The 11,333-nt window shown below is 39.1% G+C and carries 12 protein-coding genes; 8 read left to right on the forward strand and 4 right to left on the reverse strand.

Annotation, left to right across the window (positions count from 1 at the left end; genetic code table 11):
• Positions 1–74 precede the first annotated feature (74 nt).
• From BUB03_RS18785 to BUB03_RS18820, 8 genes are all read left to right on the forward strand, one after another.
• A complete protein-coding gene (locus tag BUB03_RS18785) occupies positions 75–1,595 on the forward strand; it encodes a flexirubin biosynthesis tyrosine ammonia-lyase FlxA (RefSeq protein WP_073066054.1) in 1,521 nt (506 codons plus the stop codon).
• 78 nt (positions 1,596–1,673) lie between these two features.
• Entirely contained in the window at positions 1,674–2,405 is a 732-nt protein-coding gene (gene fabG, locus BUB03_RS18790) for a flexirubin biosynthesis SDR family reductase FlxB (RefSeq protein ID WP_073066057.1), read from the forward strand.
• 72 nt (positions 2,406–2,477) lie between these two features.
• Entirely contained in the window at positions 2,478–3,698 is a 1,221-nt protein-coding gene (locus BUB03_RS18795; RefSeq protein WP_073066060.1) for a beta-ketoacyl-[acyl-carrier-protein] synthase family protein, read from the forward strand.
• Positions 3,699–3,702: 4 nt separating this feature from the next.
• Positions 3,703–3,957 (forward strand): acyl carrier protein, encoded by a 255-nt coding sequence (locus tag BUB03_RS18800; RefSeq protein ID WP_040999465.1) that lies wholly within the window; start codon positions 3,703–3,705, stop codon positions 3,955–3,957.
• A gap of 113 nt (positions 3,958–4,070) precedes the next feature.
• Positions 4,071–4,955, forward strand: a complete 885-nt coding sequence (locus BUB03_RS18805; RefSeq protein WP_073066063.1) for an LpxL/LpxP family acyltransferase — start codon at positions 4,071–4,073, stop codon at positions 4,953–4,955.
• Positions 4,956–5,089: 134 nt separating this feature from the next.
• Positions 5,090–6,625, forward strand: coding sequence for a phytoene desaturase family protein (locus BUB03_RS18810; RefSeq protein ID WP_073066066.1), 1,536 nt, complete (start codon positions 5,090–5,092; stop codon positions 6,623–6,625).
• The gene (locus BUB03_RS18815) at positions 6,612–8,294 is read left to right on the forward strand and encodes a C45 family autoproteolytic acyltransferase/hydolase (protein WP_073066069.1); all 1,683 of its coding nucleotides are present in this window, start codon (positions 6,612–6,614) and stop codon (positions 8,292–8,294) included. Before BUB03_RS18810 ends, BUB03_RS18815 begins: the two co-directional genes overlap by 14 nt.
• A complete protein-coding gene (locus tag BUB03_RS18820) occupies positions 8,291–8,656 on the forward strand; it encodes a DUF1648 domain-containing protein (RefSeq protein WP_073066072.1) in 366 nt (121 codons plus the stop codon). The genes BUB03_RS18815 and BUB03_RS18820 overlap by 4 nt, the downstream gene beginning before the upstream one ends.
• Positions 8,657–8,694: 38 nt before the next feature.
• Here the strand turns inward: BUB03_RS18820 and BUB03_RS18825 are convergent, their stop codons facing one another.
• From BUB03_RS18825 to BUB03_RS18840, 4 genes are read right to left on the reverse strand one after another with little or no spacing between them, the layout of a single operon-like run.
• Positions 8,695–9,867 (reverse strand): DUF2062 domain-containing protein, encoded by a 1,173-nt coding sequence (locus BUB03_RS18825; protein WP_073066073.1) that lies wholly within the window; start codon positions 9,865–9,867, stop codon positions 8,695–8,697.
• Positions 9,868–9,871: 4 nt separating this feature from the next.
• Positions 9,872–10,348 carry a hypothetical protein gene (locus BUB03_RS18830; protein WP_040999405.1) on the reverse strand — a complete coding sequence of 159 codons (477 nt, stop codon included), beginning with the start codon at positions 10,346–10,348 and terminating at the stop codon, positions 9,872–9,874.
• 6 nt (positions 10,349–10,354) lie between these two features.
• Positions 10,355–10,726, reverse strand: coding sequence for an ApeI family dehydratase (locus tag BUB03_RS18835; protein WP_081780241.1), 372 nt, complete (start codon positions 10,724–10,726; stop codon positions 10,355–10,357).
• 4 nt (positions 10,727–10,730) lie between these two features.
• On the reverse strand, positions 10,731–11,333 hold the full coding sequence (locus tag BUB03_RS18840) for an outer membrane beta-barrel protein (protein ID WP_073066076.1): 603 nt from the start codon (positions 11,331–11,333) through the stop codon (positions 10,731–10,733).

Raw genomic sequence — 11,333 nt, forward strand, 5'->3', positions numbered from 1 at the left:
ACTTCTATCTTTGCCGCTAAATTAGTGACAAATAATTAATATTTTACAAAATTAGCAACTATTACTTTTAATTGATGAAAATAAATAACTTTTTAGAACTGAAGGATTTTCAAAAAATTATCATTGAGAACGGAAAAATTGAACTGGACGAATCACTTTTGGATAGAGTAGAAACAAGTTTTCAGTTTTTGAAGGAATTTTCGAAAAATAAAGTAATATACGGAGTCAATACAGGTTTCGGACCCATGGCTCAGTTCAAGATCAGCGATGAAGATACCCACCAGCTTCAGTATAACCTGATCAGAAGTCACTCTTCAGGAATCGGGAACCCATTGCCGGCCGAGGAAGTAAAAGCATGTATGCTGGCCAGATTGAATACCCTTTCACTTGGAAATTCCGGCGTTCATCAGTCCGTTGTTCATTTACTTAAAGAATTGATCAACAGAGATATTATACCGTTGATTTTCGAGCACGGGGGAGTTGGTGCAAGTGGCGATTTGGTACAGCTTGCCCATCTTGCTTTAGTGCTGATCGGAGAGGGCGAGGTTTTTTATAAAGGTGAAAGAAAAGCCACAAAAGAAGTTTTTGAGACTGAAGGTTTAGAACCTATCAAAGTAGAAATCCGTGAAGGTCTGGCTTTAATGAACGGAACTTCTGTTATGTCCGGAATAGGAATCGTTAACGCATACAAAGCGAATCAGTTAACAGATATTTCCATCAGGCTTTCCTGTGCCATTAATGAGATTGTTCAGGCTTATGATGATCATCTTTCCGAAGCTTTGAACGGAACCAAAAAACATTACGGTCAGCAGAAAGTAGCAGAAAGAATGCGTGTCCATTTATCCGACAGTAAGCTGATCAGAAAAAGAGAAGATCATCTTTATACCCACTTTGAAGAGCAGGAAAAAGTATTTAAGGAAAAAGTTCAGGAATATTATTCATTAAGATGTGTTCCTCAGATCCTGGGACCTGTTTTAGATACACTGGAATACACTGAAAATGTTCTTGAAAACGAGATCAATTCAGCCAATGATAACCCGATCATCAATGTAGAGGACAAACATGTATACCATGGCGGAAACTTCCACGGAGATTATATTTCGCTGGAAATGGATAAGCTGAAAATTGTGGTTACCAAGCTGACAATGCTGGCAGAAAGACAGCTGAACTACCTCTTGAATGCAAAGATCAACGAAATATTGCCTCCTTTTGTAAATTTAGGTAAATTAGGCTTTAATTTCGGAATGCAGGGAGTACAGTTTACAGCAACTTCTACTACTGCAGAAAGTCAGATGCTGTCCAACTCCATGTATGTTCACAGTATACCTAATAATAATGATAATCAGGATATTGTGAGCATGGGAACCAATGCTGCTGTCATCTGCCGGAAAGTGATAGAAAATGCATTTGAAGTGTTGGCGATTGAAGCCATCACAATCATTCAGGCTGTTGAATATCTTGGTTTTCAGGATAAAGTGTCATCTTCTACCAAAGAACTGTATGACGAGATAAGAAAGATCATTCCTGCATTCTCAGACGATATGGTGATGTATCCGTATCTGGAAGAAGTGAAGAAATATTTAAAAGCAATGTAATTATCCTTGATAATGAATTGTTATACACAAAGAACGGAATTTAACTTAAAAAAACTAAAACTAAATAAACACTAACACATGAAATGTGCAATTGTCACAGGCGGCTCCAGGGGAATTGGAAGAGCAGTCTGTATAAAACTGGCGGAAGAAAAAAACTACCATATACTCATCAACTACGCTTCTAACGAAACCGCAGCAAAGGAAACTCTGGCTAAAGTAGAAGAGCTTGGAGCTACAGGAGAGATCCTTAAATTTGATGTGGCCAATGCCGAAGAAAGCCTGAATGTTTTAACGAAATGGCAGGATAAAAACCCTGACGCAATTGTTGAAGTAATTGTAAACAACGCCGGTATTACAAGAGACGGATTATTCATGTGGATGCAGAGTGAAGACTGGAACAGTGTGATCAACACAAGTCTTAACGGATTTTTTAACGTAACCAACTTCTTTATCCAGAAACTTCTACGCAATAAATACGGGAGAATCATCAATATGGTCTCTGTTTCCGGGGTAAAAGGAACTGCGGGGCAAACGAATTATTCTGCGGCAAAAGCAGCTTTGGTAGGCGCTACAAAAGCACTGGCCCAGGAAGTTGCCAAGAGAAATATTACGGTAAATGCAGTGGCACCCGGATTTATCAGAACAGATATGACCCAGGATTTCAATGAAAACGAAATGAAAGCCATGATCCCTGCCAACAGATTTGGAGAAGCCGAAGAAGTGGCGGATCTTGTAGCCTTTTTAGCTTCTAAGAAAGCTTCATATATTACCGGGGAAGTAATAAACATTAATGGGGGAATTTATTCATAAATCAGGTAGCAGATAAAAGGTAGCAGTAAAGACCTGCAACCTGCAACCTGCAATCTAAAATCTTAATTATAAATGGAAAATAGGGTTGTAATTACCGGGATGGGAATTTATTCTTGCATCGGGACCTCTCTGGAAGAGGTCAGAGAATCCCTATATCAAGGAAAATCCGGTATTGCTTTGGTTCAGGAAAGAAAAGAATTCGGGTTCAGGTCCGGCCTTACTGGAGTAGTGTCTAAGCCGGATCTTAAAAACCTGCTGAACAGACGCCAGCGTGTAAGCATGGGAGAGGAAAGCGAATATGCTTATCTTGCTACCACAGATGCCCTGAAACAGGCAGGAATAGATCAGGATTTCCTGGATGCTCACGAAGTGGGAATTTTATACGGAAACGACAGTGTTTCTCAGGCAGTTGTAGAATCTATTGACATTGCCAGGGAAAAGAAAGATACAACATTGATGGGATCCGGAGCGATCTTCAAATCAATGAATTCAACGGTAACCATGAACCTTTCAACGATTTTTAAGCTGAAGGGGATCAATCTTACCATCAGTGCAGCCTGTGCGAGCGGTTCCCATTCTTTGGGCCTTGCTTACATAATGATCAAAAACGGATTCCAGGATATGATTATCTGTGGAGGCGCACAGGAAACCAACAAATATTCAATGGCAAGCTTTGACGGCCTTGGAGTTTTCTCAGTAAGAGAGGACGAGCCCACAAAAGCCTCAAGACCTTTTGATGCAGGAAGAGACGGCCTTATCCCGAGCGGGGGAGCTGCCAGCCTTATTGTAGAAAGCCTGGAATCTGCACAGAAAAGAGGCGCCACCATTCTTGCAGAGATTGTAGGCTATGGATTCTCTTCAAATGGCGGACATATCTCTACACCAAACGTTGACGGCCCGGCCTTAGCTATGGACAGGGCCCTGAAACAATCCGGATTAAAAGCGGAAGACATCGATTATATTAACGCTCATGCGACATCCACACCAATCGGTGATGCCAATGAAGCTAAAGCGATCCATGAGATCTTCGGAAGCGAAGTTCCGGTAAGTTCTACAAAATCCATGACCGGCCATGAATGCTGGATGGCAGGGGCAAGTGAAGTAGTGTACTCCATTCTGATGATGCAGAACGATTTCATAGCCCCGAACATTAACCTGGAAAACCCTGACGATGAGGCGAAAAAGATAAATTTGGTCTCAAAAACGAAAAATCAAAAAATTGACGTATTTTTGTCGAATTCTTTCGGATTTGGGGGCACCAACTCCGCATTAATAGTTAAAAAATTTGATTAAAAACATGGAAAGGGAAAAAATTGTTGACATCGTTAATGATTTCTTAGTAAACGAATTCGAAGTGGATGGCGATGAGATCAGCAATGATGCCAACCTGAAAAAAACACTCGGGCTGGACAGTCTGGACTATATTGATATGGTCGTGGTTATTGAATCTAATTTCGGGGTGAAATTAGGAGAGGCAGATTTCAAAAAAATGGTGACATTTGATGATTTCTACACTACTATTGAAAATAAAATTGCTGAAAAAAACGCATAACTATCGATTGAACTTTATTTTTTTAATAATGTAACAATAGAACAATGTACCAGTATAACAGTAAATTAAACTATTGTTATGCTGGTACACTGATAAATTGGTAAACTGTACATATGAACAAGTGGAAAGGTAAATCTAAAGGAACCATAACGGGATATAAAATATTCGTTTGGTGCATTAGAAATATCGGCATACGGAGTTCATATTTTGTACTTTACTTTGTAGCTTCCTATTATTTTTTATTCCTTAAAAAAAGCAACCGCTACATCTTTTATTATTTTCAGAAAAGATTGGGCTATGGATATTGGAAATCAAAGGTTTCCGTATTCAAAAGCTATTTTACCTTCGGAAAAGTTCTGATTGATAAAACCGCAATTTCTGCCGGCCTACGGGAAAAATACACCTACGAATTTGATGGTGTTGAAAACCTTACCAGTCTTCTCGCTGAAAAAAAAGGCGGAGTTCTTATAAGTGCCCACATCGGAAATTTTGAAATCGCAGAACATTTCTTTGCAGATATCGATTTCGACTGCCAGATCAATCTGGTGACTACGGATCAGGAAGTAACCGTAATCAAAGAATACCTGGAAAGCGTTGCTGTAAAACGCAGCAATATCAAATTCATTTACGTCAAAGATGATATGTCCCATATTTTTGAGATCAATCAGGCTTTGTCCAACAATGAGCTGATCTGCTTCACGGGAGACCGTTATTTTGAAGGTTCAAAATATCTTGAAGCAGACCTTTTGGGGAAAAGTGCCAGATTTCCGGCCGGTCCTTTCCTCATTGCCTCACGGCTGGGGGTTCCCGTGGTTTATGTGTATGTAATGAAAGAAAAGAACCTGCATTATCATTTATACGCAAGGGTGGCAAAAAATATTAAAAGCCGTGATTCTCAGGGACTTCTCAATTCCTACGTGCAGAACCTCGAAACCATGATCAGAAAATATCCCCTTCAATGGTTCAATTATTTCGATTTTTGGGATGATATTGATTAATTTTTCTAATTTTAACAACGAAAACTAATTAATAAACTCAAATCATCCGGCAATTCAGAAAATGTGATACGGTTTGCACCATTTTCCCAAACCTGAATTTCCGTTAAAATAAAAACACACACACTTTTCCTCTTTTGAAAAAAGAATACGACATACTTGTGATCGGCAGCGGATTGGGAGGCCTTGTTTCGGCTCTTATTTTGGCCAAAGAAGGCCTGAAAGTCTGTGTTCTGGAAAAAAACAACCAGTACGGCGGAAACCTTCAGACTTTTTCAAGGGAAAAGCTCATCTTTGATACCGGAGTTCATTATCTGGGCGGTCTTTCAAAAGGACAGAATCTTCATCAGTTCTTTTCCTATCTCGGAATTATGGATGATCTGAAGCTGCATAAAATGGATGAAGACAGCTACGATAAGATCTCTTTTGGTGATGAAAACATTGAATATCCTCATGCGCAGGGCTATGAAAATTTTGTAGAGCAGCTTACAGCTTATTTTCCCAATGAAAAGCAGAATTTAGAAAGCTATTGTGAAGAAATCCAGTATGTATGTGCCCAGTTTCCAAGATATCAGATAGTCGGGAAAGAAAGCTACAATGAAGAAATTCTCCACCTGAATACCAAAAGATTTATAGAATCTGTTACCCAGGACAAAAAGCTGCAGGCAGTATTGCTGGGTTCCAATTTTTTATATGGCGGCGACTCTGAAAATATTCCGTTTTACGTTCACGCACTGACGGTAAATTCCTATATTCAAAGTGCTTATAAATGTGTAAAAGGAGGAAGCCAGATCACAAAACTGCTCATTAAAAAACTTCGCGAACATGGTGCAGAAGTACATAAACATTCCGAGGTTTCTGAATTTATTTTTAATGAAACGGGAGTCTTATCTTCCGTAAAAACAAAAGAAGGAAAAGAATATACAGCGAAAAAATTCATTTCCAACATAGAAATACGTTCTTTTATTAAATTAATAGGAGAAGAAAAGCTTAGAAAATCCTTTTTGAACAGGGTCCTGAGCTGGGAGCCCGTTTCATCATGCTTCAGTGTTTATCTGATCCTGAAACCACAGTCATTCCCGAACTTCAATTATAATATTTATCATTATTCGTCAGAAGAAATGATATGGAATGCATTCCGCTACACCAAAGAAAGCTGGCCGGAAACCTATATGCTTTCCTCCACACCCTCAAAACACCATCCCGATTATGCTGAAAGCCTTACAGCCATTTCTTATATGGATTTTGAGGAGGTCAAAGCCTGGAAAGAAACTGTAAATACCGTTGCCGATGAGCATGAAAGGGGATTGAAATATGAGCAGTTCAAATTAGAAAAAGCAGAAAAAATGATTACTGCCCTGGAAAAGAAAATTCCCAACCTCAGACATTTCATAAAAAGCATTTATACTTCATCGCCGCTGTCTTACAGGGATTATATAGGCAGCTTTGAAGGAAATATGTACGGCTACATGAAAAACTCGGATAATCCGCTGAAAACAATGGTTTCTCCAAGGACAAAAATTGATAACCTGTTTCTGACAGGCCAATCTGTGAATATGCATGGAATTCTGGGAGTAACGATTGGAGCATTCAACACCTGTGCGGAAATCCTGGGAAAAGAACTGATAGACGGCCGTTTGAAACAAATGATCAATACTCATGAGAAAAAATAACAGATTTACCGTCTTATTCAGGGGAATTCAGTTGGTCCTTATCTTTTTCCTTATTTCATGTGGAGTCTCAAAATCAATCCATCATATTCCAGAGATCAGTACGTATGCGCTGGAAACTCCGGAAGTGAGCAAGATCAACGATTCTACGTTCAGTTTCAACCGGAATTATTTAACCAAAAATAAACAGCAGATCTGGGAACTTTATATCAAAGGTAATCCTTTACAGCTGGGATATAACAACGGAGCTTTAACCCAAAACCTGATGCAGAAGCAGGAAGAAATTTTCTTCTCAAAAGTGGAAGGCTTTGTTCCTTCAAAATTTAAACAAAAACTGCTTCGCGGATTCCTGAAATGGTACAACAGAAAAATGTACCTGAACGTAAGGGAAGATTACCAGGCAGAACTTTATGGTCTGTCCCGATATTCCTCAGATAAGTACAATTTTATTGCACCAAAATACCTTCGGAGCTTGTATCTTCACGGAGCCCATGACATTGGGCACGCTATGCAGGACCTGGCTATGGTAGGATGTACCTCACTGGCTGTCTGGAACGAAAATACGGAAGACGGGGATCTCCTCATCGGAAGAAATTTCGATTTCTATGTCGGGGACGATTTTGCTAAAAATAAGCTGGTAGAATTTGTAGAACCGGAAACCGGAATTCCCTATATGTCTGTAAGCTGGCCCGGAATGATCGGTGTAGTTTCAGGAATGAATAAAGAAGGAATTACCGTAACGATTAATGCCGGAAAATCTAAAATTCCTTTGACTGCCAAAACCCCGATATCTTTGGTAACACGGGAAATTCTGCAGTATGCGAAAAATATTGACGAAGCGATCGCCATTGCTAAAAAAAGAAAAGTTTTCGTCTCGGAATCCATTCTGGTGGGCAGTGCAAAAGATAAAAATGCTGTAATTATTGAAGTTTCGCCTAAAAACTTCGGAGTGTATAAAGTGGAAAATACCAGCCGGATGTTCTGTACGAACCATTTTCAGTCCGAAGCTTACAAAGATGATAAAAGGAACCAAAAGCACATTATAGAAAGTCATTCCCAATACCGTTATGAAAAGCTCCAGGAACTTCTTCAGGAGAATAAAAAACTGAATCCTGAAAAAATGGCAGCCATTTTACGTGATAAATCCGGTTTGAAAGGTGAAAAAATAGGATACGGAAATGAAAAGGCGATCAATCAGCTGCTGGCCCATCATGCGGTTATTTTTTCTCCTGAAAAAAGACTGGTTTGGGTGTCCTCAAATCCTTATCAGCTGGGAGAATTCGTATGTTATGATCTGAACGAGATCTTTTCCGGCAAACAGGCAGAAGAAAGCTTACAGGCAAAAACAGCACTAAATATCGCAAGAGACCCTTTTGCGGATTCAGAGGAGTACCATCATTATGAAATGTCCAAAAAGCTTGGTGCGGAAGTGAATAATGCCATCGATCATAAGGATATTGTATTAACAGATGATTTTATTCCCTACTATCAGTCCATGAATCCGGATTTCTGGCTGGTTTATTACCATGCCGGAAGATATTACTTCGGGATCAATGAGTTTGAAAAAGCTAAAACTGAGTTTGAAAAGGCTCTGACAAAAGAAATTACCACTGTTCCGGACAAACAAAATGTGGAAAAATATCTGAAAAAAACGCTAAAGAAATTAAGATGATTCCCAAACATATAAAACTGCTGTTCTGCATTCCTTTTATAATCATTATTGCTTATACGATTTACCTGTTTACAAGATACGGCTCTATTCCGGATATTATTCCCATTCATGGTTACGGCGGAAAGAATGACGGATTTGGAAGCAAATTGTTTCTTTTTGCTCCTGTCGTATTGAACCTTATCATTTTAGCTTTTATCTGGCTTATTATAAGGAAGCCGGAGAAGATTAAATTTACTTTTGAGGCAAAAGAAGAAGATGAGGCAAAAACCTACTATCAGTATCAATTGGTTTTAGTCATTCTCGCCATATTTGTGACCATGGTTATGAGTCCGTTATCTTTTTCGGATGTTGTCTTTAAGTAATGATTTCTTATTAAAAAACAGGAATATTTTCGTTCCGGTTAATTATTTTCCGGGTTCAGCTTATTCAGGAAAAGAAAGGTTGCTATTCCACAAAGGGCAGACATTGAAGTCGCCAGAATAGCACTCCCAATCACGTACTGAAGAAGATTATTTTTAATCAGTTCAAAATTCAGTTCACTGCTTAAAATATTACTGTCACTATGTACAAAAGGTGCACCCAGAAACAGGGACGCTGCAATGACGAAAGGAATAAAAGGCGGGAGACTTACGTTGGAGGCAATAAACGCCAGTACTTTATTCAGTTTGAAAAGAACAGATAATGAAATAACAAGCAAAGTATGGAATCCCCAGAAAGGAGAAAGCCCTATAAAAACGCCGAGGGCAATTGAAAAAGCCTTTGTACGGTTGCTGCCGTCACTTTCCAGCACATCTTCCTTTAAGAACCTTTTAAAGCTTTTTTTTTTGAAATTATTCACGAAGTTTCTGGGAATAATGTAAAGCAGGGTGATGGTCACCAAAATTGTATTCAGAATGCTGATCCTTGTAAAATCTTTGAACGGCCTGAAATGCGAAACCCTTTCTGCCGGATCATACAAAACCTTTACCGGTACATTCTTTACAGGAACGTGCCTCCAGGCTGTTCTTACAATAATCTCAATCTCAAATTCAAATTTTGGAGTAAAATATTTCTTAGGAATTCTCAGCAGAGGATACAATCTGTACCCGGATTGGGTATCTTCAAGCTTTATCCCCGTTTCAAACCAGAACCAGAAGTTGGAAAACCGGTTTCCAAAGCTGCTTTTTTTCGGGATTCCGTCCTGTGACATGTTCCGGTTTCCGATAAGCAGTACATCCTCTTTTTCCTGGAGCAGTGCTTCTGTGAATACAGGAATATCGTCGGGATAATGCTGCCCGTCCGAATCAATAGTGATGGCATAATGATAACCAAGCTCCTTTGCCTTTCTGAAGCCAATTTTAAGCCCGTTACCCTTGCCTTTGTTCTCAGGTAAGGAAATAACAGTGATCTGAGGATATTGGGACAGTATTTCCGGGGTAGAATCTGTAGAGCCGTCATTGACTACAATAATGCTGCCGGTATATTCCAGCACGCCGTCTATCACTCTTTTCAGAGTTTTTTCGTTATTGTAGGTCGGTATTAAAACGCAGATCTTCTTTTCAGAAATTGCATTTTGTACTTCAGGCAGGGTCATTGGTTTATTTTATGGAAGCTCTTTCTGTATCTGTGAAGGATTTGGACTGCATGACGAATTTTTTCACATAGCTTTTCAGGGCTGTGTTCTGCTTGCTGTAGTTATTGATCAGGAATGCCTTATCGTCTTTGATGCTGCCTCTGTATCCGACTATTTTCGGAATGTTTTCCTGAACACTTAATCTGATTACCCTTAGCTCTATATTATTCGGATTGCTTTTGATAATACTTTCAAGGCTGGTAGCACCGCTTTTTACAAGTGCTTTCCTGTCTTTTTTGGTAATCTTGGCTTCCATGATTTTAGCTGCTGCTTTATAGCCTGTTGTTACAGCATCCGAGCCGGACTGCTTTTCAGCAAGGTTAATGAATGCTTCAGTGTTGGCATTGGACGAATTGGCCTTTGCATAGCTGTTTCTTAAAGCTTCTAAATCACTTTGAAAGAAGAAAATAAAAGCGGTGATGAGGGATAAGAAAAGTTTCATGAAATTTTATTTTTTATAGCTTACTGACATTTTTAATGCAATAGTCTCGCCAAAAGAGGTTGTATTCTTTACTTTAACATCTTCTTCATTTTCAGTAATATCCAGCTGAAGTTTCAGGTCCGGAGTCTCAAAAGGATTGATAATCGCCATGAACTTTACATTGGAAGCTGTTTTCAGGAATAGTTTGGAACCCGTAAATTCCTCTGTAAGTTCTTTTACAATCTGCATCATACAGACTCCCGGCGTCACCGGATTTCCCGGAAAGTGGCCTTTAAAAATATCATGATCCTTATTCAGATGAATATGGGCGGTGAAACTTCCGTTTTCTGCCTTTTCATAAGATTCCAAAGTATAAAAGTCTGTAAGAATGGTTTGCATAATGCTATTTTTTCATGTTAAATGTATAATAAAGTCCCGTCTGGAAAACAACGTTGGAGTGATTCCTGTTGTAGCTGTCTACCGGTACAAAGCCTTTTTTTACCCTGGCTTCGATACCAAAATTTTTAGTAATGTCATACCCTAAACCAGCAGTAATTCCCAGATCGATTTCATTTTCAGGGTCAAAATTCTTTTTATCTACTACAAATTCCAAAGTCGGTCCAACATGTACATTGAACTGATTGAAATAAAATTTATTCACAAGCTGTAATCCAAGGTAAGATACGGAAAGAGTTTTCCCGTCCCAGTTATTAACGTTCGTATTTATTTTAGCTCCCTGTCTGGAATAGTTGATTTCCGGCTGGAGTGCATAAAATTTTGCGAAACGGATATTTCCGAGGAAACCTATGTAAAAATCTGTTTTGGTTTTGTAATCCAGATAAGGTTTCTCAGCATTGGGAAACTCTTCGTAATAGTAATAATTAAACTCTTCACTGTTCGAAAAGTGAGAAAAATTGGCTCCTGCTCTTATTCCCGGGGAAAATGTTACCTGGGCAAAAGCAAAGCCCGAGACCAATGCTGTGATGAGAAATAGAAGTTTTTTCAT

The sequence above is a fragment of the Chryseobacterium oranimense genome (genome assembly GCF_900129755.1).
In the GTDB taxonomy this organism is placed as follows: Bacteria; Bacteroidota; Bacteroidia; order Flavobacteriales; family Weeksellaceae; genus Chryseobacterium; species Chryseobacterium oranimense.